This is a genomic window from Photorhabdus luminescens subsp. luminescens, assembly GCF_001083805.1.
GTDB classification, from domain to species: domain Bacteria; phylum Pseudomonadota; class Gammaproteobacteria; order Enterobacterales; family Enterobacteriaceae; genus Photorhabdus; species Photorhabdus luminescens.
This window is the reverse complement of sequence record NZ_JXSK01000006.1, coordinates 95291-116236: the sequence shown is the minus strand read 5'-3', so window position 1 is coordinate 116236 and position 20946 is coordinate 95291. Positions and strand designations below refer to the sequence as shown.

Sequence of the window (20946 nt, the reverse complement as noted above, 5' to 3'; positions counted from 1 at the left end):
CTTCCAACGACTCTTTCAATAAATACTCAAATAATCCACACCTAAAATAATATATATAGTTATATTTCCTGCCATTTAAAGTTTCATTATAAAATAGTAAAAATTCAATTAATAAACATACGCTTTTTGACGAAGAAAGTATTATATTCTATTATATAGCAGTCCACTTAACACATAATCGAAAAAGCAACCATTCAGATAACCATTTAAATAAGAATTTAGGAGTTACTATGTCAAATATAAGAAACAAATCCACTCTTATTACGCCACAATTAACCATGATGTGGGATAAAAGCAATGAACCCTGGGGCGCCAGAGATCACCAGTCACGATTTATTTATGCTAACTCTGCTTTTCATCAACTGCTCAACCTTCCTGAAGATTTTGATATTATAGGGCTTTCTATGGGTGAATTACCCTCACCTATTGCTGAATATGCAGCAGAATCCCACCGTCAGGATCAAAAAGCTATCCAAACTATGCAACGCGTCACTTCACTGGAAACACATAAGTTTGGCGAACATAACGTTAAACAGACCTATATTTGTGATAAATTTCCCCTTTTTGATGGGAATAATGATTGCATTGGGATTTTCTTTCATATGTATAAGGCTCAAGATTTTTCTGTTTCTTACTATTATGAGAGAACATTGCCATCAACCCTAGAATTTATACCGCCTAATAATATATTGACGCAAACCGAATGGGAAGTGCTTTTTCTAACCTTACGCTCACAAGATGAAGAGAGCATCAGTAAAGAATTAATGATCAGCACAGAAGATGTCATTAATCACATTCAGTCAATTTACCAGAAATTTAATTTACCACCAGAGACAGAATTAGCAGATTTCTGTAAGAAAAATAATTACCACCTTTATATTCCTGAAAGATTTCTTACTATCGGTAGTAAGGAGTTATAAATTTAAATTACTGACAATTAATTATACAATAGGGTCTCATTATGAACAAAATCAAAAAATTAAATCTTTCACCTCAAGTCATTAACACTATGCAGCAAAGTAATGAACCTTGGGGGATCAAAGATAAAGACTCATGTTTTATTTATGGTAATTTAGCATTTAAGCATATCCAGAATCTTCCAGATTCATTTGATTATGAAGGACGGTATGATGATGAAATTCCCTGGGATGGAGCTGAGTTTGCAAAAGAATTCATTATTCACGATCAAAGTGTAATGGAGAAAGAATCAAGAGTCTGTTCGCTTGAAACACATATGTATGGGAAAGATACATTTCTTTCATCTTATTTCCAAGAAAAATATCCACTCTACAATGATGATTACGAATGTGTCGGCACCCTTTTTCATGGATGGAAAGCCCAGGATTTCTCATTCACTCGTCTATTTCATGGAAAACTTCCTGCATCTATATTATTTCAACCACCAACCGATTTATTTACTCAACGGGAATGGGATGTTATTTTCCTCATGTTACACAAATATACTAGTAAGCAGATGGGTAAGATGTTAAATATTTCCTATCGTACTATTGAAACCCATCTTTCACGAATATATAAAAGAGTTGGTGTTCATTCTAGCAAACAACTGGAAGAATATTGCCGCACGAATGATTATGATCTCTATGTACCAGAAAGATTTGTGCATCCAGAAAGCAAAATGTTTCCTTGACTCCTAAATAACAACAGAGTTTTTATGAAGAAGAACTATAAAATATCACCTCAAATTATTAACACAATCGGAATAAGTCATAAACCGTGGGGCGTAAAAAATAGTTCTTCATTTATTACTTATGGCAATTAAGTAATAAAATTTACTTATAATGATAAAAAATTATTTTATTATGAAAAGATTAAAACCAAACTTACGTTAGCTCCATTAATTAAGTATTTACTACTTAATCCCAATAAGAGTCACCATTGCCAACTTTTATTTTAAAAGGGTAGTGATCACAAACAATGAGAAAAACTAAGAGTATATACTTAACACAACAGGTGTAATCTGCTTAGCTTAATCTTCAAGTCACATCAAAAATGTGTCCAAAAACTATTGTTTTTTTCATACTACTATTCAGATTTGTTCTTCATTACCAAGAAGAGTAAATAAAATAATTTAACAGAACAGCTATTAAGCATTAGGAAAAATAATTATTCATTCATTGACAACAATGAGGGTGATGATAATTGCAAGTATAATCTGCATTTATTTACCATTAATGATGGATGATTTCCAACTAAAAAACACCCGATATCAGGCTCAACAGCAAGCACAGCAACGGACTCCAACTATTTTTTCGGCAAATTCCTCAAATAATCTTCATCTAAAATAGTATATATAGTTATATTATCTCATGTTTAAAGTTTCATTATTAAATAGTAAAAAATCAATTAATAAACATACGCTTTTTGACGAGAAAAGCATTATATTCTATTATATAGCAGTCCACTTAAGACATAATCGGAAAAGCAACCATTCAGATAATAATCTAAATAGGAATTTAGGAGTTATTATGTTAAATATAAGAAACAAATCCTGTCATATTACGCCACAATTAACACTAATGTGGGATAAAAGTAATGAACCCTGGGGCGCCAGAGATCACCAGTCAAGATTTATTTATGCTAACGATGCTTTTTATCAACTGCTCAATCTTCCTGAAGATTACGATATTATAGAGCTATCTATGGGTGAATTACCCTCACCTATTGACGAACATGCAGAAGAATTCTACCATCAGGATCAAGAAGCCATTCAAACTATGCAACACGTCACTTCACTGGAAACGCATCAGTTTGTCGAACATCAAGTTAAACAAACTTATATTTGTGATAAATTTCCCCTCTGTGAAGATGTCGTTAACCATATTCAGTCAATTTACCAGAAATTTGATCTATCACCACAGATAGAATTAACAAATTTCTGTAAGAAAAATAACTGTCATCTTTATATTCCTGAAAGATTTCTTACTATTGGCAGCAGGGAATTGTAAATTTAAATCATTAACTGCACAATAGGACCTCACCATGGAAAAAATCAATAAGCTAACTATTTCATCCCAAGTCATTAACACCATGCAGCAAAGTAATGAACCTTGGGCAATCAAAGACAAAGACTCATGTTGGATTTTTGGTAATCTGGCATTTAGACAAATCCAGGATCTCCCAGATTTATTTGATTACGAGGGGAAATATGATAATGAACTCCCCTGGAATGGGGCTGAATTTGCAAAAGATTTCGTTATTCACGATAAAAGTGTTATGAAACAAGGGCAAAGGATATGTTCACTTGAAACACATACATATGGGAAAGATACATTTCCATCATCTTATTTCTCGGAAAAATATCCACTCTATAATGATGAAAACGAATGTACCGGCATCTTTCTTCATGCATGGAAAGCCAAAGATTACTCATTAGCCAGTCTACATCTATATTATAAAACACTACCAGCATCAATTATACTCCAACCACCAAGCGATATTTTTACGCCGCGTGAATGGGATATCATTTTTTTCTTTTTACAAAAATATACCAGGAAACAGATTGGACAGAAATTAAATATTGCTTACCATACCGTTGAAACTTATATGGCTCGGATATATGGCAAGATAGGTATTCACTCCAGCCAACAACTGGAAGAATACTGTTTAGCAAATAATTTCCATCATTATGTACCAGAGAAATTCTTATTGTCCTAGCAATTTAATTATTACACTATTCTGCTTCTGACAATAAAATTCAATCTGGACATACCAGAAGAAATAACGGTAGCCTTATTAATAAGTTAAGGCTACCGCGGATATAGCATTATTGATTTAATTATAACCTGTTTTCTGGATAAGAAATTGACGAGAAGCCTGTTCCGGGAGCAAAGGGGCCTATTTGGAAACATCACCACAATGATTTTCCCGCCTTGCTCAGCTATACCTGTTTTATTCGTGTCGCGCCTTCCATTTTGGCGCCATTGTGCAGTTATCTGACCCAATTAAAAGGGAAACCGACTAGCATTGCTTTTATTGATTCCGCAAGTTTGCGTATTTGTCATAATATCCGCATTGCCCGTCATAAGGTTTTTGAGGGGAGCGCAAAACGAGGAAAAACTCGATGAGAGGGTTTTAACAGGTTCTCTCTATGGAGATAAAGGTTATCTCAGCCAGGAACTGGCAGACGATTTAGCCAAAACGAGTGTCACTTTCATTACGCAGAAACGTCGTAACATGAAAGCGCGTATGCTGGCAGAGTAGGATAAGATCATGTTATCAAGGTGTTTTATCATCGAAACGATTAATGGGCAATTAAAAACCCTTTCTCAAATAGCGCATTCGCGCCACCGAAGTATAACAGGATGTCTGTTGACCGTTTTAGGTGGTGTGATTGCTTACTGCCTTAAATTAAAAAAACCATCACTGAAAATTTTCTACTCAGAAGACAATTTGCCAGTGATGGCGTTCGGATTAATTAATTAAATAGCCAACTTAATTTACCCTATTAACTCCCTTAATAAAAGAATGATTTATTAATTTTAGTTGAAAAAAACATGATTGCCCCTTATCTTTCCTCTTAAAGCTTAAATACAAAACAGCCCAAACGATGATACGATTATTATTAAATAAAAGCACATTCAGGGAAATGTGCAATAGACATTGAAATAACCACAGCAAATAAAATTCCATAAAGATTAATTACAGGCGCCATTAAAACAGCAAAGGGTCTCCTCAGAAGATAAAACTAATCCCCCCCCACTCTTTCATTCCAAAAGTGACATTTTAAAGTCACAATAACACCTTCAAAATATCAATGTCTCTTAATCATTGCATTATGTGGCAAATTCCCGGGTACTAGAATTTTTAAACTTTGATATCTTACAACAAAGGGGTCCATGAACTCTGTTAGGAGGCCAAAATCAGCAATAAGAGGTCATATCAGGCACATGAACATTGAAGTTTTAACGAAACAGAACGAGTCGCAAACAACTAACTTAATCGCGTTCCCCATGCACTTAGGATGCCATTTCGTCCTCTATAAAGTTGCTTCCGTCTGATAGGTTTCAGCTTCGCCGGGCAAATGTAAAAGTCCCCTGTATAACTATCACCTCGAATAAGAACAAAAATGCCGATCTTGAATATCCACATTTTGCTGTGAACGAGAAGATTAATTTAATGCTTTAACGCTTCGATTTTATCCCGACTCAGTCCGGTACTGCTGACAATAATGTCCAAACTCACGCCATGCCGTAATAAGGCACGAGCCGTTTCCAGTTTACTTTTAGCTCGGCCTTCCTCTCTACCTTCCTCAATACCTAATTTAATACCTTGCTCGCGCCCTTTTTGTTCAAGCTGTTCTGCAATAGTCATCAACATCGTTTCATGCTCCGGAGATTGTTGCTTCAGTCTGACCGGTTTCAGCTTAACTGGGTAAACGTAAAAGTTCCCTGTGTAGCCATCACCTTGAATAAGAACAAAAATGCCGATCTTGAATATCGGCATTTTACAGTGAAAGAGAAGATTAATTTAATGCTTTAACGCTTCGATTTTATCCCGGCTCAGCCCGGTACTGGTGACAATAATGTCCAGACTGACACCATGTCGTAATAAGGCGCGAGCCGTTTCCAGTTTATTTTCAGCTCTACCTTCCTCTCTACCTTCCTCTCTACCTTCCTCTCTACCTTCTGTTCGGCCTTGCTCAATACCTCGCTCAAGCCCTTTTTGTTCAAGCTGTTCTGCAATAGTCATCAACATCGTTTCATGCTCCGGAGATTGTTCAATCAGTTGATGGACAAATTGGGAGAGATCCAGCGTATGTCCATTCAGTAAAATATAGCTTAACACAACATTGCGCTGCTCGGTTGTATTATACCCTGCATTCAAAAGTTCCACCAAGTGGGGGACCCATTCCAGCATATCCCTACAACGAATATGTTTTTGCACCAGCTCCATCAGCGCAACGCCTTTATGTGTCAGGATTTCTTCATCGCTGAGCACACTGACGTCCACCAACGGAAACGCCTGACGGTATAAGCGAGCAGCCTGTTCAGGGAGCGTAAAACAATCCAGCCACCGGTTTGTGTAAGGATAAGGACGAACCTCACCATGATAAAACAGCAGAGGCGCCACCAAAGGGAGTTCAGTATGGCCTTTTTTCAGGTGAGCCGCCATCGCTGACATGGCGTAATACATCAATCGCCAGGCCATCAATGGGTCAGGAGTGGACTGATGTTCAATCAGGCAATAAATATAACCTCGTCCCTGAACCGTTTCAACCGAGTACAACACATCACTGTGCAGTTGACGTAAATGCCGGTCCACAAAACTGCCAGGCTCCAGTTTCAATGTGGCTAAATCACACAACGACTGGATCTCTTCGGGCAGATAAAGGGATAAAAACTCCCTAGCCGTTTCAGGCTGCGTTAAAAAATGTTTGAATAAGGCATCATGGTGAGGCCGTTTTTCTTTCTTTGCCACAATCTGTTTCTCTATCTTATTAGTTAGTCATCGCCACTCATTGTCAACGCTATAATATCTCTAGAAAACCCGCAACCCAGTTACAAAAAACATCTTCCCAGATTTTCTCAGGAAAATCTTTACCGAAAGCATTAATATAAGCGCTTAAATAATCAAATACCAGGTAGATTCACATAATAATAACAGCCTTATCAAAGTATCAATTAATTATATTTCTGTTAATAACATTCAACTCACCAGACATCGAAAAAAATTAAAGTATTAAGTTATAGATAAATAATTACACCTTATTTTTCCGAAAGACAGAACACATCCAGAAAATAAACAGACAATTAGTATTTGCATTGAAGAAAATTTATAACAGATTTTGCTAATAATCCTACGTCTTAAAATACGCTAAAAAGTATCTTTACAAGTAAAAATAAACCTTGTCACGCCAGAAAAAAATAAAAAATATTACCTTGCTGGCTGTCTCAATGACCAAACAGGGAAAGTCACCTATGTTAAAGGGACAAAAAAGGACTCTAATTTATTTATCAGGATGTTAGATGAGCTTAATAGCCACTATCCCGATGCGAAAACGCTCACATTAATCTTAGATAATTATTGCGTCCATAGCAGTCAGAAAGTCAAACATTGGTTGGCACAGCATCCGAAATTTAACCTCTTATTTTTACCGAGTTATTCCCCTTGGTTGAATAAAATAGAACGGCTCTGGCAATCGTTGCATGAAACAGTCGCACGGAACCACAACTGCAATCGATGTGGCTCTTGCTAAATTATGTTGATGCCTTCCTGGCGTCGATTTCAGCACAGCAAAAACCAAGAATGAATAAAATCGGCGTAGCATCATTATGAATTCTTATCTAATACTCAATCAGCTTTAGATTTTCTAGATCGAATTCTCTCTTAAAAACTACAAAGGCTTGCTCAACAATGGCAAGCCTTCACTCGTATTACAAATTGTCATGAGTAACAAAATATACACAAATGCTTAATCTATATACCCTTGCTGGCGTAAATGGCGGACCAACACATTCCCTTCCGGCACGAACTCGGTACTAAAACGCACCAGACCCACACCTTTGAGTTCAGCGTTAATGTCATAACGCAGATGCCCCGGCGCAAGCTCCGGCAATAACGTAACATCAACTCGTTTCAAACGCGGTTCATAGATCAACAAAGTGTGCTCAATCGTCGAGACCAAGCGCTGTGACGACGCAGGCAACCCTCGCAGAATGGTGTGCAGATCAGGCAGACCATAATCGGGCAGATGGGTGAGCGAACCGGCACGGCTATTGAGGATACGTTGCATATTGTCTAATACCGACAAAATGACCTGATCTTCTTCGCTCACCTGATGCAACTCCAAACCGCAGTTAAAATTACCGAAAAGGCTTTCATACAGAGAAGGTTTTTTCATTTACTCACTCCTTTTCAGGCAATAAAGTCAAGCCGCTGGCATTGAGCTCGATAATACGAGGCCCATCCGGTAACAATTCATTGCGTTTTATGATCCGACGCCAAGTCCCCTTGGCTAAATCGGGGTTTCTGAACAACCCCACTACAGCCACATATTTCGCCTGCGCCGCCATCGGCATATCAAGAGAGGCATGACTACCCGGTTTCACTACCACCTCCTGACTCGCCAGATAATCAGCGCTCAGTATCCGATCGCCGTCATCCAACAAATCCGCATAATCCGCCTTTTCTATAGCTTTGTTATCCCGCAACTGATAGACCCGAACCAATGCCGGGACGGACAGCGCAACATTTTCTCCAACATCGGTATTGACCGCTGCCCGTGGAATAAAATCCAGATGTAACGTTTTCACCTGCTTATGAAAAAGGGATCGGGTGGCCGCTGCCGTGCCATCAGTCACGGTCTGAGTCAGACCACAGCCTGTCAGCAGTAATGTTATCGCCGCTATCGCCGGCGCAATTTTATAAAAAGGGATAGTTAACATAGTCTCCTCCTTTGTCTTGATTACTGTCTGACTGTATCCCCTGATAATCCCCCAGATTCACCGTAATGTTGTCAGGCAGTGTCGCCTGACTATCTTCAATTTTTAAACCTAATACCCCCGTCAGCCCTAACTGAACCGGCTGACCACCCAGTATCGGCGGCGGTAATATTCGGGTCGGCAGAGTCAGTTGCAATCTGGCTTGGTATCGCCAGCCCAGATAAACCCGCAACAACACCAAAAAATCAGTGTGCAACCGCCCGCCCGGCAACCAACCCCGCGCTTCATCCGGGCACTCGGTATACAACGCCAGCAACAACTGGCTATTGATATCAATGCCCATTCTGCCTAACACGGTACGCTGCGAAAGGGAAATTCGGTGAGTAGCTGAAAGATTCGCCGGTTGCATTAGATGGATCTGCCGTGGGCAAGAAGGCGTCACCACAATCCGGGTTTGCGGCGCCAACAATGCCACCAGCGCCGATACGCCTTCAGCGGTTCGCGTTGGCAGGCGCATGACACTGAGCAACGCCAGAAAACGGGACATCGGCGTAGCAATATGTTGCTGACTACCCGGTATCCCTAAACCAATCAGCCCGAGCAGACATTGGGACGTTCTATCGGTTCCTCCGGTAGCAAACGTTGCCGGATAGGAGTATTTACGCCAGATACGGTAAAACTGGGAGAATACCCGGTGGTTAAAAATATCCAGAAAGGCTTCGATTGTTTCATTCCCTTCCCTTTGCTGAGCGATATCATTCAGGTAAGCGGTCGGCAACAAAGAATCCACCCCATACAACCCCATAAACGTTGTTCTGACCGTCGGTGGACGCTCTGGATGTTCATTGTCAGTTTCTATCGCTTTCAGTTCACTGGCGGGAAATCCCAAACCTGGATCAGGCCGCAAACGTATCGCATCATCAGCCGGATTTTCCGTACTACCCAGTGGCGGCCGATCAGGGACTGCAAGTTCAATAATCTGACAGAATTGGTAGAAATTGAGGGTTGAAATGTCCGATTCCAGCATTGCCATCAACCGGGAATGTTTTGACAATATTGTTCTTCCCATAACAGTCTTTCCCCCGTAGGTTGTAAAATCAGCGTAAGTCGGTTAAACAGATGAATATCGGTATACAAGGCAAAGAAACGGCTGAGCATTTCGCCAAACAAGCTGATATCACCGGTGCCTGCAAAGCCGTTGCTATCCAACGTCACTTCGATGTGTACGCCCCGTCGCAAACATCCCTGCTCAAATCGCTCAATCAACGAATGCTTCACCGCGACAATCGCCTCCAACCGGCGATAGTTCATCTCATTGTCGGTCCAGTCATACAGAGCCAACGTCCCGCGTAGCACTTCCGGGTTATCCATCATGCTAAGAAAATTAGAACCAAGATGGCTGAGCACTCGCCAGTGAAAACGGTCCCGATTGGGCGGATAGCAGGGCAATGTCGGTTCACACAAGTTACGTACCGTAAATTCCGCTAGCGGAGGATTAACGGCGGTATCCAACAGAGAATCCTGCAACGCCCTGCGTGGTAGTTGCCCATTAGTGCCAGTCAGCGTAAGTGACAGAATCTCTTCTTGATACAGCTCTTCATCTTCAAAATCCGCTCCACCCAGAATAATCCAAGTGTCACACAAACCTGACGGCCCTCGTTTCACACGGGTATGGTAGTAGCACTCCGGCGCATCATGGCGCAACATGCCGCCTTTATGACGGAAACTACTGAACGGCACATACCGATGGCCCTCGCGTTTCGAAGAGGACACCTCATCCACGGAATAAACCTCGGTATGCCCGTCCTGAATACGGACCGGACACAGCAAATACTCAGTTTGCAATGGTGACAATTGCAGCGGATCGGATTCCAATCGAAACAGGTTAATCACCGGGGTGCAGTGCAAGCGGATATGCTCGGCAGAAAATGGTAAATCAAAGGGCCAACTTTCACGCAGAACCACATCCAGCTCAAACCACGGCGTTCCTTCGGGGAGAGTCAACTTTTCCAACCCACAGAGCGCAACAAACATAAACTTTTCACGGAAGGTGAAATACTCCAGCAGTAGTTGATAACCACTGAATGAACTTTCCCCTTTCGGCCATAACCGTTCCTCTTCCCCAAATCCTATTGGTGTGAATCGGCCGTCAAATGGCTGCCGATCAGGCTGACCGGGTAAACGCAAGTAAAGTTGTTGCGTTTGCAGCGTAAACGCTCGATGTAACGCACAGGCCAGCGGGCTGTCGGCACTGAGATACAGCGGTAAACGGCTCAAATCAATTTGGTTCCAGTCCACCAGTGTCCCACAGCCAAAACGCAATCGAATAACGGAACGTCCATTCGGTTCTTCTTGCAAGGAAGCGTCGGTCAGCGCCAGAGGCAGCAATTGAACCGCCTGAGTCGTGGTATAACGACATCGGGTCTTGCTTGGGCCGATCGGTTGCGAAAGGATCTCAAAGCCCTTTTTCACCTGTACCGGACTTTTCAATTGTGCCCAATCCATCCCCAATTCAACAATGGAAAGGGACGGAATCGTGCGTAGGTAATGCGGCCACAATAAACTGACCAGCCCTTCCGTAAACTCCGGCAAATCATCATCCAGCTTCTCACGCAGACGCCCGATCATAAAGGCAAAGCCTTCAAACAGACGCTCGACAAAAGGATCGCGCATACCGATTTTATCCAGATTAAGCGCAGCCGCCCGGTCAGGATGAGCCTTAGCAAACTCTCTGCCCGCCTCACGCAAATAGCGCATTTCTGCCTCATAATAGCGCAGGGTTAAATCATCCATAGGATGGTCCTCCAAAAAAGTTATTAAAAAATACCGATTCCCGTTCAAAATAAATAAAAAGAAGGGAAGTAACATATTAGAGAAAAATAGCCGTAGTCTGATACCACCTAAAAAAAACAATACCAGACATAACGACATTTTCTATTTTATTGCCAGAGCAATCACACAATAAGCAATTAATATTCAAAAGCTATATTTCATATCGAAATATCTTGTCATTGATTTTTAAATTATTACCTCAACCAAAATGGCGACACAAAATGGTCATATAAATAAACAAACAACATGTTAGTGAAAAAGCCCACACCGGCAATCAAGATACTCATCAATAGAACGCCAGGAATCAAAAAAAACACAATTTTATATTTCCCCCATCCTCCACGTTTAATTATCCGACGAATGATAAGTATATCAATAACCAATATTGCCGGACTAAACATCAACAGATAAAGAAAAAAAGTTATTAGCAATAAAATCCAGAGCACATTGAACCTCCAATTAATTACTTAAAACACTATCACTTTATCACTATTCGAAAGCTCCCGGTCTTTTACGAAAAGTTTTCGTTATTGCCTCCCAAAACATGATCAATTCATCTTCGGTATATGGCGTTGCAGGTAACTGGTAATTCATTAATATAACACCAACACCGATATTTTTATCATCCAACACTATATTATTTTCAATAAAATCAAATCGATACCGAGGATTATTGTCAAAAGATTGCAGACCTACCGCTAACAACTCCTCGCCATAAATACCATTTATCTCTCTTTCCCCCTTTCTTATTATCTGGCCATAGTTAATGAACCAATCCCTCTCAATTTCACTAATACGTTCAAGTAAAATCCCTTCCCCTTTAAAGTCATTAATGATTGCAACACTAAATGTAAAATTACTATCCTGATTTCCTTGATAGACAAACAACATGTTCTCTTTATCATTATCATGACCGGCAATAAAACCATCAGGGATACAGATTCCTGCTTCTGTCGGAATATCGCTATCCTTTCTGCCACTGATTCTGGCAATTAGCCTTTGCATTTTATCCAGAGTTTGAGACAGCATTTTATATTGGCTTTCATGCAATCCAGATTTTATATAACGGTCCCGTGAATAACTGTATTTATCATCTGATATTTCTGTAAACTTCATTTCTATCATAAAAGCAACCCCATTATCATATAAATGGGCTTCTAATATTCGGGAAAATCCGGGTTCGCTGATATTTTGATTTCTATCAAAAATCACGCCATATAAGTTTCCCTGGAGATGATGGGCCTTTTTTAAAAAGGGCAGATCTTTCAGATCGGTAGTTTTAGTCGTCCTTAATTTTTGCTCTCTTATCTCTATCCGCTGTTCAAATGCGGATAAATGCATACGCTTGGTTTCTATTTTTGCATCGCCAATATATATCTCATTATTGATGATGTTTTCAAATACTAAAGGAATATCAATCAGATAATGCCCGATACAACGCGTCGGCATATTAGTTAATATTTCAGTTTTCATTTCATTTTCCTTCTTAAGTTAAAACAGGATAATAATGAGCAGGGAAATATCACCGCCACAAGGCATAAATTGCTACGATAGTGAATAAAACCAATCATCTTCTTTTTACCTGATATTTACCGCCTGCACTATTTTAACAACTGAATATAAATCAGTATTCGTGCTTGTTTATCTGTCTTCATCCTGATGGTTAATCCTTATATCCCTATAAGGGGTTTTATTTGAAGCGTATTATTGCCGTTTAAAAGCACCGGGTCTTTTACGAAAAGTACTCGTTACCACATCCCAAAACGTTATCAGTTCATTTTCACTGTATGGTGTTGCTGATAACCGGTCATTCCCTAGATCAATAGCAACAAAAGGGTTCTTATAATCCCCGGCAGTTTCATTAGCAATTAAACTAAATGCATATCCAAGAATTTTGGTTTCTGGTTCATCAACTTTTTTTATCGGCGCAGTTGTTAAAACTTCTTCCGTATAAGTGCCATTAATTTCCCGTTTCCCTTTTCTTATAATCTTAGCATGCACGGCCAAAAACATACCTTCCATTCCCCTCAGACGCTCTAATAGATGGTCTTTTTCTTGAAGATAATTTAGTATTTCAACACTGAAAGTAAAATGATCATCCTTATTTCTCTGATAGACAAAAGTGATTCTCTCTTTCTCATAACGGCTGCCAGCAATAAAACCATCAGGAATGCAGGTACCTGCCTCCTTAGGTATTTCCGTATCCTTTCTGCCACTGATTCTGGATAATAAATCCCTCATTTTCATCATCGTTCTATCTGTGGTATTCAATTTATCCTCAGAAAAACCAGCCTTGATATAACTTTCCCTATCACTCGCATACTTAGCATCAGACAAATCTGTTATCTTCATTATAATTTTAAATGCAACACCATTGTCGTATAAATGTGCTTCCAGCACCCGGCCAAAACCGGGCTCATCAATATCTTCATTCCTATCGAAAATTACACCAGTTTGCTCCCCTTGTAAGCAATAGATTTTTTTCAAAAACGGCATATCTTTAGAGTCAATAGTTTTAGCCTCCTTTAACTCCTGCTCTCTTAGCCGTATCCGCTGTTTAAATGCAGGTGGATATAAACGCTCGGTTTCTATTTGTGCATCACCGATAAATATCCCATCATGAATAACATTGTCAAATCCAGCAGGAAGATCTATCAAATAACGGCCCACACAACGGGGCTGCATATTCGCTAACATTTCAGTTGTCACTTTCTTTTCCTTCTCAGTTAAAATTGGGTAATAAAATACCGGCATATACCACCATAAGGTACAAATAACCGCTAAAGTCAGTAAGGTCGTTTTCCTATTCAATTTTCACCGCCTGCACCATCTTCACAATTGAGCGTAAGGTGAATAACCGGGCAAACGTCTCTTTCGTCCCGTTAGCCTCTTTATATGCGCCTTCATGGTCGACTTCTGTTGCCAGCAAGCTGCGTAAATGTCTGGCTGAAATACGGCCAGACTGTACCGGCACCGTCCCATCGCCCGGATCTTTGGGTGGCGCCAGCTTAAAAGTTTTCGCCGCAATATCCTGAAAAGAAGGGCCAACAGAAAACTGCACCATACGGCTTTTGCCCGTCTCCAGGTTATAAGGATCGTATATCGGCCGATCAAATGTCAGGCCGGAATAATCTTCCGTTTTATTGTAATAATCCTTACTGGCTTCTTGCCAGGAGATAACTCCATAGGATAAATGTTTCTCGCTGGCGCCATAAAAGGCATAAGTATTCGAGTGATACTTACCAGTTAACTCTTCAATAAATGGCCTAACTTCTTTCCTTATAATATGTGTATAATTTTCCCAACTTTCATTATCTTTCCACTTATCTTTTTTATCCGGGTTTAAAAACCGGGTTTCACATAATCCCCACCAGCGCTCCTTTTCCAGATAAATTTCTTCATACGGATCTAATTTCGGCAATTTATGCGTCATTTTACCATCAGCGATATGTAACCAGCCTCTACCATACTCCTTTCCCGGCAGAAGCTGTAATGGGCCGGGAGACTGCGCCAGTACCGGCGTCATATCTTCACCATCGTAACCCACAACCAGTCCGGTCATGCCATCTTCACCGGTTTTCATCCTTTTATAGGTGGTCGGGGCCCCCGTATCAGGCATCACCCCATGCACAATGCCTAAAATTTTATCTCTGCCATTCAGCAGTTCTGAATAATAACGAGCAACCAGCCCTCCCATTGAATGAGTGACTAAAATCACCTTTTTAGTTGCACACCGTTTACCATAAAAAGCTAAAACCTTATCCACATATTGCTTCAGCCTCTTGGCAGACGCCTTATTAGATTGCAACCAGTTATAGCCCATCACATGAACCGGGTAGAGAAAATCATAACTATGGTCAACCTCGGCCTCGGTCAGCGGCTCTTCCCCCCACTCCGCATTCAAGTTCATATCAACCATACGTTGCCGAAGAGTTTTTCCCCCCTTTCCTGCCAGACAGTACTCAAAGGCCAGACGCTCATCATCTAACACCGCCTGAAGCCAGGGCAGGAAAGTGCCATAGCTCATATGGGCTATCTCCCCCCAACCGCGCTGCTGGCAAGTCTGGAATTTATTCTTTTCGGTGTGATCAGGCGTGATATCCCCGGAATCATCAACTTCTGTATTACTAGGATCTAGTGTATCTTTCCTATAAGAGGCTCCTCTGCACGTCCAAACTAAAACATCAAGATTCCATATCCCATTTAGCTGCCAGACCGACTTACCCTCTTTTGATTTTAAATTACTCCCCATCACCCCCGGCAGAAAAATCACCGGGATCACTTTAGTCGCGTATTTCAAACACGTCGCCACCAGATTTTCTTCAATTCTGGCATTCGGCACGTTGTAATAAGGGAGGCCCAGTTCATCATATTCAGGGTGAATAAAAATCTCATTTTCCTTCGGCTCACTCATCATTTACTCCTCATCTTTCATTTTCAATTGGCTGATTTCCACCCCAACTTGCTTTTACCAAGGGGCTTTTTCCATTCTGCATATATGATCGTCCGTTCGGATCAACGATATTTACAAAGCCACTCATCTTTTCGCAATACATCAATGCATGAACAAAATGAGCGATTACTGAATTTCCTTATCCTCCCGGCGGGTGCTTATAGAAATCAACTCTTTTTTTCAAAAAAATACGATTTTTAATGCATCCCCCCTTTGCACCGCCAATATAACGGCATGTCGAATAAAACATTTAAACTTCATGACAATAAAATGACATTGATTGACAAAAGTAAACTGGCATTGATTACCATAAAATGAAGGCAACCTGAATACATTGTTATAATCATATCCCTATATAACAATGTCTATTTTCATTTTATTCAATAGATTACATCTATCTCAATCTCATCACTCCTTTTTAAATCTCATTCATCCCATCACGATAAAGAAGAATAACTCTCATTCATACCATGCGAATAATAAGATAGCCAATAACATCAAGAAAATCCCATAACAAAACTCCCTCTTCACTGAGAAAAGTATAATCACGGATCTCACCCATATAGCCAAACGTCTTTATCGGAATATCTGTAGTGATATTTATCTTGGCAGCCATTTCATTAACGAAAACAGTTAATGATTACGCTATTTTCTGATTTATCGCCAATCGCATGCATTATTCCTCTATCAGATCATCGTCATTTAACACTGATATTGTCGCGTTATTTCCCGGCTTCACCACAAAGATATTTTTCGGCAATTTAAATCCGCGCAGTTTTAATAACGCCAGCGGCCCTTCACCCAATTCTGTGCGTAAAATCCAGGTCAACGGCAATCCATCCGGGGCAGTAAATATTAATCGATAACGGCTTTCATCCAGCCTTTCCGCTTTTGCCTGCGCCAGCCAGCGGATTAGCCCCCAGTTCCCCTGATAATCACCGAACAACCTCGCCCCGGCATTAACACTGATCCAGGTCAGCATCACCCCCGGTTTATAGGTCTCTCCCGGCCAGCGAAAGCTCTGCCAGCTTTCCATCTGGTTAAAATAACGCAGTTTCTGCCCGTCTATCGTCAGGTCGGTTTCCACCACATCCCGCACCGCTCTGGCCCGCAGTTCAAACCGCAATCCCTGACTGCCATCGGCAAACAACAGGTCCGATAGCTGACTGAGCTGATTTATCGCCCTGAGAAAATCCGGGTTAATCTGTACGCCCTGACCATTCACTTCATCCACCCCCCACTGGTTACCCGATTTATGCAGTATCCCGCCTAACTGACGCGTCAAAAACTGCTCTATCCGCCCCGAATCCGACCGGATAAACTGCCCCAACATCGGCAATGAGATTTCACTCTCGCCGCCGGCAAACGGATAACGGCCCGCAAAGGCCCGGTTCCAGTTGTCCACTATCGCCGTCTGCCACTGGGTGTTCAGATTTTCCTCTGCGGGTTTCAATACCCCCTGCCACGCCTGAGTCAATGGTTCAACAAACAGCGTCTGACCAAAACCCCGCCATTGTCCCCCCAGACTGGCCGCTATCAAGCGCCCGTAGCCCTGCGTATCCGTCAAATCGGTGCTTTTCCCTTCGAATACCGTCTTAGCCAGCGCATTCGCCATTGCCGGCGGGTCATCGCTGTTATTCATCTGTTGCAGTTTCAGCCGCACTTCGGTTACCCGGGTGAGAAAGGTCTGTAAATTCAGGGTGCTGTCGGTCTTCATTCCCCCGGCCGCCTGATGTTCTCCCATCAGCGCCAGCAACGGCCCAAAGGTTTCATTCATCGGCCCGTGCACGCCAGCCGTCTGTTGGTCAATCATTAACGGCGTTTTTTTATTCAACAATGTCTTGGCGGATTTCACTAATGAATCCGATAACGTCGGCCCCTGTTGCCCGGTCTCCCCCTGATAGGCCAGCGTGTTCATCAACGCAATCAGCGGGGATTGACGCCCATCCGCCATCAGGGTTAACTGGTCGATGGCATCCGACAGGTTACGGGTTTTGTTCCAGCGCAGGCTGTTGAGAAAATCCTGCCACGCCCCGGCAAAATCGGTAAAGTAACGGGCCGTCAGACGGGCTTTCAGCTCTTCGGGCGATACCGAAGCCGAGATGGCCTGACGGTTATCACTCAGCACCCAGTCAATCGCCTCCTTACGTGAGGCCGCCGCCTCCGCGATCGCTTTTTGTATCCCGCCTTCCCACGCCTGACGGGTAAACATCCCCGGTATCACGCGAGAGGTGGTAAACAGCCGTTCCGCATCGGTGTCGCCGGTCATCTGCCTTAACGTCAGGTCCGCATAGTTCTTCTCCACCGATTGCAGCATCTGCTGGTAAAGCGCCGCTTCGGCATTGTGCTTACCTAGCTGGAGCAGCAACAACTGACGCGCCTGTTTAACCAAAGCCTTATCCGGGGTGATCCGCCATTCGGGATGCGCGGGCAGATTCTCCGCATAAAAACCCCATAAATCCCACGCCGCATCCAGCCAGACACCGGGGGCAATACCGGCCCGCTCAGGCTCATTTTCATTCAGTATCCGGGTTAAAAACGCGGCATCCACTTTTTCCGGCTGCGCCATCATCAGGTAAGCTTTCAACTGGTCGTGACCGGCTGGCGCCCACTTCGCCCGCAACGGACTGCCCGGCGGTAAATTCACCAGCGCGCTCAGTTTCGCATGCAATACCGCAGCGGCTTTGTCCCGTATTAGGCGGTTATTGACTTGCGCATAATCGGGCAGCACTGCCGTCAACAGTTTCTGATTCTGACTCAAACCAAAACGCTCGTACCACGGCACACCGTGTTCAGCCCGGTATTGCAATCGGCCCACCTCGTTACGCAGCTCCTTTAAGGCCATCAACTGGGCATCAGAACCTTCCGGGCGCACTTTCAGGTCAGTGACCGCCGCCTGCGCCACGGCTATCTGGTCACGGTTGGTGAAAAAGGAGAGCGCCATGCCGGCGCCCCATAACAAGCCCAGCACCATCAGGCCGCGACAGACGGTCTGTGCGTGGAGCATACCCACCCGCCGGCCGTGGAAACGACGGCTGCCCTCCAATACCCCCTGCCAGGCGGTGTCGGGCAGCCAGATTTGCGGCAGGCGAGTCGTCTGCGCCCTGAGCGGTAAGCTGAACATCAAACCGCGCAGCGACACCACATCGCCATACTCCGCTAACCACGGCGTCAGGACCTGTTTCCAGTGCGCAATCCCCTGTTGCTTTAGGTTCGCAGACAGGCGACAGAGAAAATCGTGGGCGGTCTTCTCCAGCAGTTGCTGCATCCCGCGCTGGCGCAACGGGTCAACCAATTCTTGCAACTGTGTCGCCACAATATCCGGGGTACAGCGTTCAGGAAAAAAGCAGCCGACGGTCTGAGTAATACGGCCTTCCTGAGACCAGCGGCTGTAACACACCTGCCACAGGTAGACCGGCGCCTGCCAGCGCAACTGCTGGGCCTGTTTTTGCAACGTCCGCAGCGCTTTATCCATCCACACCGGTTGTGCGCTCTGGTGTTCGGTCAGCGCCCAGACAATGCCATTGAGCGGCCGGTAACGGCGCAAGCGACGCAAAGCCATCAACTGAGCGGTATCCGGTTCCGCCTGCAAACTGCCGCCCCAGAGCAACAACGAGCGATAACCTTCCTGCCAATACGCCGTGGCGAGTCCCGGCGCAATGGCTTCCACCTGCTCCGCTTCGCCCACCACCAGTAAAATCCGCACTTTATACCACCAGAACCGCCCGTAACGCAGGCGCAAGCGGTCAGGTAAGTCTTTTATAGCGGAGACTGATTCAGAGAGTTGCGTCGCTACAGAAATTTTTTCGTTATTGCCATTACTTTCTGCCTCAAATTTACCCCACTTCAACCGAGCATTTCCTTTCCCACTGGCGGTCAACCACATATTTATCAGCCAACCCACCATGACACACAATGCAGTTAGGAAACCACAAGCCATCAACATCGTGCGGCAAAACAGAGCATCCCAGCCAAACCACTGAACAACCTGCTCTGGAAACATCAACAATGCTCCTCCGAACCAAAGCAAGATGCCAAGAATGACCGTGAGAATAGATACAAATAAAGAATGAAGTTTCATGAAATATCCTGTTTACCTGAAAATAAGGGGGTAGCGACACCCGCCCAAAGTTGATCAGTGCTGGTTTTATGCGCATACAATTGTGCGGTCTGTCCTTGTCTGGCTTGCTCACTGGCGCAAATCAAAGCTAGCCAAGGCGCCGCGCAGCCTGTATAGCCAAAGGATTTCTCCAGTAACCAACAGGTCTCTCCATCCTTAAGTAAAAACCCCTGTTGTTCCATTGCCGTATTCCAAACACTGTCGGTCGATGTTCCCCAACCGGTTAACCAGCCATTGTGAATGTTATCCACCGTTTGTTTCGCCCAGAGCAGTGCCCGCTCTATAACCACGGATGCCTTTACAACAGGTTCACAATGTGGTCTGTGGATCATTGCCAGTTCAGTCGAGATCTCCTCAGGAATGGGGTGATTAGAAAAAACTAGTGCCACAACGGCTTCCCCGGCAATATCCAAAGGCACATCCTGTACTTCTGCGGCAATAATGATCAAAACCGAAGGTGAAGTTGGCTTCATATCCAGCCAGTTATCCAAAACTGCCAGTCCTTGTCCCGGACAAATCAATGTATTTTGAAGGGATATCTCCGGCATCATGACATCAGATTCACTCACATTGAGTTGAATAGAGCAGTAGCGGCGCCAGTGGGAAGGTAGCGCTTCTATGAGCGGGAGCACATCGGCCAAAAGCAGCTCCCGAGCTATCATAAAACGTCTGGCAGCAGGTAATTCAGCAGAAAGCTGGGCATACTGGATCACTGCGTCTTGATCTTTTGATGTTACCCCAGACATCAATACTTGTTTCTCTTGCAATGTACCCGGAAGCTGTGTGGCATCATCGCCTACAGGCGTAGACGCGTGAACGAAAATCAACCGGGCACTGCGCTGCCCTCTGCGAATTTCCTGTTCACGCATGGTCTGACATTCCCTGTCCCAACCGTCGGCCCATACTTGCTGGCATTTATAGCCAAGTCGTCGTATTCCAAAACAAAGCAACCAGAATGAAAACGGGAAAACGAAAAAGCAGTACCAGAACACACTGCCTGAACGCGTATCTTTCCAAAACCATAATGTCGTTATTGCGCCAGTTACCAGACAAACGATTAAAAATATTAACCAGCGTAAAGTGACTGGGCGTACCGGACGTGGAGCTTTATCCGGAATAGCATCAAGATTAACGGACAT

The 20946-nt window shown here is 43.3% G+C and carries 15 protein-coding genes and 3 pseudogenes; 6 read left to right on the top strand and 12 right to left on the bottom strand.

Annotated features, from left to right (window positions below):
• Positions 1–230 precede the first annotated feature (230 nt).
• The 5 genes and pseudogenes from TI10_RS15245 to TI10_RS23995 form a co-directional block, all read left to right on the top strand.
• Entirely contained in the window at positions 231–920 is a 690-nt protein-coding gene (locus TI10_RS15245) for a PAS domain-containing protein (RefSeq protein ID WP_049584274.1), read from the top strand.
• Positions 921–961: 41 nt separating this feature from the next.
• Positions 962–1648, top strand: a complete 687-nt coding sequence (locus TI10_RS15240; protein WP_049584273.1) for a helix-turn-helix transcriptional regulator — start codon at positions 962–964, stop codon at positions 1646–1648.
• An 838-nt stretch (positions 1649–2486) separates the two neighbouring features.
• Positions 2487–2966 carry a PAS domain-containing protein gene (locus tag TI10_RS15235; protein WP_049584272.1) on the top strand — a complete coding sequence of 160 codons (480 nt, stop codon included), beginning with the start codon at positions 2487–2489 and terminating at the stop codon, positions 2964–2966.
• 34 nt (positions 2967–3000) lie between these two features.
• Positions 3001–3675: a PAS and helix-turn-helix domain-containing protein gene (locus tag TI10_RS15230; protein WP_049584271.1), complete on the top strand. Its 675-nt coding sequence runs from the start codon at positions 3001–3003 to the stop codon at positions 3673–3675.
• A 182-nt stretch (positions 3676–3857) separates the two neighbouring features.
• Positions 3858–4443, top strand: a pseudogene (locus TI10_RS23995) (transposase); the annotation flags it as partial.
• Positions 4444–5133: 690 nt separating this feature from the next.
• Here the strand turns inward: TI10_RS23995 and TI10_RS23990 are convergent.
• Positions 5134–5370, bottom strand: a pseudogene (locus tag TI10_RS23990) (ISNCY family transposase); the annotation flags it as partial.
• A gap of 117 nt (positions 5371–5487) precedes the next feature.
• Positions 5488–6438: an Rpn family recombination-promoting nuclease/putative transposase gene (locus tag TI10_RS15210; protein ID WP_049584267.1), complete on the bottom strand. Its 951-nt coding sequence runs from the start codon at positions 6436–6438 to the stop codon at positions 5488–5490.
• Between the two features lie 427 nt (positions 6439–6865).
• Between TI10_RS15210 and TI10_RS23985 the strand changes: the two are divergent.
• Positions 6866–7296 (top strand): annotated as a pseudogene (locus TI10_RS23985) (IS630 family transposase); the annotation flags it as partial.
• Between the two features lie 136 nt (positions 7297–7432).
• Here the strand turns inward: TI10_RS23985 and tssE are convergent.
• The 10 genes from tssE to TI10_RS15160 form a co-directional block, all read right to left on the bottom strand.
• A complete protein-coding gene (gene tssE / locus TI10_RS15205; protein ID WP_049584266.1) occupies positions 7433–7861 on the bottom strand; it encodes a type VI secretion system baseplate subunit TssE in 429 nt (142 codons plus the stop codon).
• Between the two features lie 4 nt (positions 7862–7865).
• Complete coding sequence (tssJ, locus tag TI10_RS15200) at positions 7866–8405, bottom strand: type VI secretion system lipoprotein TssJ (RefSeq protein ID WP_049584265.1); 540 nt, start codon at positions 8403–8405, stop codon at positions 7866–7868.
• Entirely contained in the window at positions 8383–9471 is a 1089-nt protein-coding gene (gene tssG / locus TI10_RS15195; protein ID WP_049584264.1) for a type VI secretion system baseplate subunit TssG, read from the bottom strand. The genes tssJ and tssG overlap by 23 nt, the downstream gene beginning before the upstream one ends.
• Positions 9435–11195 carry a type VI secretion system baseplate subunit TssF gene (gene tssF / locus TI10_RS15190; protein WP_049584263.1) on the bottom strand — a complete coding sequence of 587 codons (1761 nt, stop codon included), beginning with the start codon at positions 11193–11195 and terminating at the stop codon, positions 9435–9437. Before tssF ends, tssG begins: the two co-directional genes overlap by 37 nt.
• 528 nt (positions 11196–11723) lie before the next feature.
• Entirely contained in the window at positions 11724–12707 is a 984-nt protein-coding gene (locus tag TI10_RS15180; RefSeq protein ID WP_049584261.1) for a T6SS immunity protein Tli4 family protein, read from the bottom strand.
• Positions 12708–12938: 231 nt separating this feature from the next.
• Positions 12939–13988, bottom strand: coding sequence for a T6SS immunity protein Tli4 family protein (locus TI10_RS15175; protein ID WP_049584260.1), 1050 nt, complete (start codon positions 13986–13988; stop codon positions 12939–12941).
• A 49-nt stretch (positions 13989–14037) separates the two neighbouring features.
• Positions 14038–15648 (bottom strand): esterase/lipase family protein, encoded by a 1611-nt coding sequence (locus tag TI10_RS15170; RefSeq protein WP_049584259.1) that lies wholly within the window; start codon positions 15646–15648, stop codon positions 14038–14040.
• 502 nt (positions 15649–16150) lie between these two features.
• Positions 16151–16303: a hypothetical protein gene (locus tag TI10_RS25155; RefSeq protein WP_155416488.1), complete on the bottom strand. Its 153-nt coding sequence runs from the start codon at positions 16301–16303 to the stop codon at positions 16151–16153.
• Positions 16304–16363: 60 nt separating this feature from the next.
• Entirely contained in the window at positions 16364–19768 is a 3405-nt protein-coding gene (locus TI10_RS15165; RefSeq protein WP_049584258.1) for an ImcF-related family protein, read from the bottom strand.
• On the bottom strand, positions 19765–20946 hold the full coding sequence (locus tag TI10_RS15160) for a hypothetical protein (RefSeq protein ID WP_049584257.1): 1182 nt from the start codon (positions 20944–20946) through the stop codon (positions 19765–19767). Before TI10_RS15160 ends, TI10_RS15165 begins: the two co-directional genes overlap by 4 nt.

What these genes read in the sequence shown, in the direction of transcription:
- TI10_RS15245 (WP_049584274.1), top strand. Translation starts at nt 231, where the DNA reads ATGTCAAATATAAGAAACAAATCCACTCTTATTACGCCACAATTAACC.
- TI10_RS15240 (WP_049584273.1), top strand. Translation starts at nt 962, where the DNA reads ATGAACAAAATCAAAAAATTAAATCTTTCACCTCAAGTCATTAACACT.
- TI10_RS15235 (WP_049584272.1), top strand. Translation starts at nt 2,487, where the DNA reads ATGTTAAATATAAGAAACAAATCCTGTCATATTACGCCACAATTAACA.
- TI10_RS15230 (WP_049584271.1), top strand. Translation starts at nt 3,001, where the DNA reads ATGGAAAAAATCAATAAGCTAACTATTTCATCCCAAGTCATTAACACC.
- tssE (WP_049584266.1), bottom strand. Translation starts at nt 7,861, where the DNA reads ATGAAAAAACCTTCTCTGTATGAAAGCCTTTTCGGTAATTTTAACTGC.
- tssJ (WP_049584265.1), bottom strand. Translation starts at nt 8,405, where the DNA reads ATGTTAACTATCCCTTTTTATAAAATTGCGCCGGCGATAGCGGCGATA.
- tssG (WP_049584264.1), bottom strand. Translation starts at nt 9,471, where the DNA reads ATGGGAAGAACAATATTGTCAAAACATTCCCGGTTGATGGCAATGCTG.
- tssF (WP_049584263.1), bottom strand. Translation starts at nt 11,195, where the DNA reads ATGGATGATTTAACCCTGCGCTATTATGAGGCAGAAATGCGCTATTTG.
- TI10_RS15180 (WP_049584261.1), bottom strand. Translation starts at nt 12,707, where the DNA reads ATGAAAACTGAAATATTAACTAATATGCCGACGCGTTGTATCGGGCAT.
- TI10_RS15175 (WP_049584260.1), bottom strand. Translation starts at nt 13,988, where the DNA reads ATGCCGGTATTTTATTACCCAATTTTAACTGAGAAGGAAAAGAAAGTG.
- TI10_RS15170 (WP_049584259.1), bottom strand. Translation starts at nt 15,648, where the DNA reads ATGAGTGAGCCGAAGGAAAATGAGATTTTTATTCACCCTGAATATGAT.
- TI10_RS25155 (WP_155416488.1), bottom strand. Translation starts at nt 16,303, where the DNA reads ATGGCTGCCAAGATAAATATCACTACAGATATTCCGATAAAGACGTTT.
- TI10_RS15165 (WP_049584258.1), bottom strand. Translation starts at nt 19,768, where the DNA reads ATGAAACTTCATTCTTTATTTGTATCTATTCTCACGGTCATTCTTGGC.
- TI10_RS15160 (WP_049584257.1), bottom strand. Translation starts at nt 20,946, where the DNA reads ATGTCCGTTAATCTTGATGCTATTCCGGATAAAGCTCCACGTCCGGTA.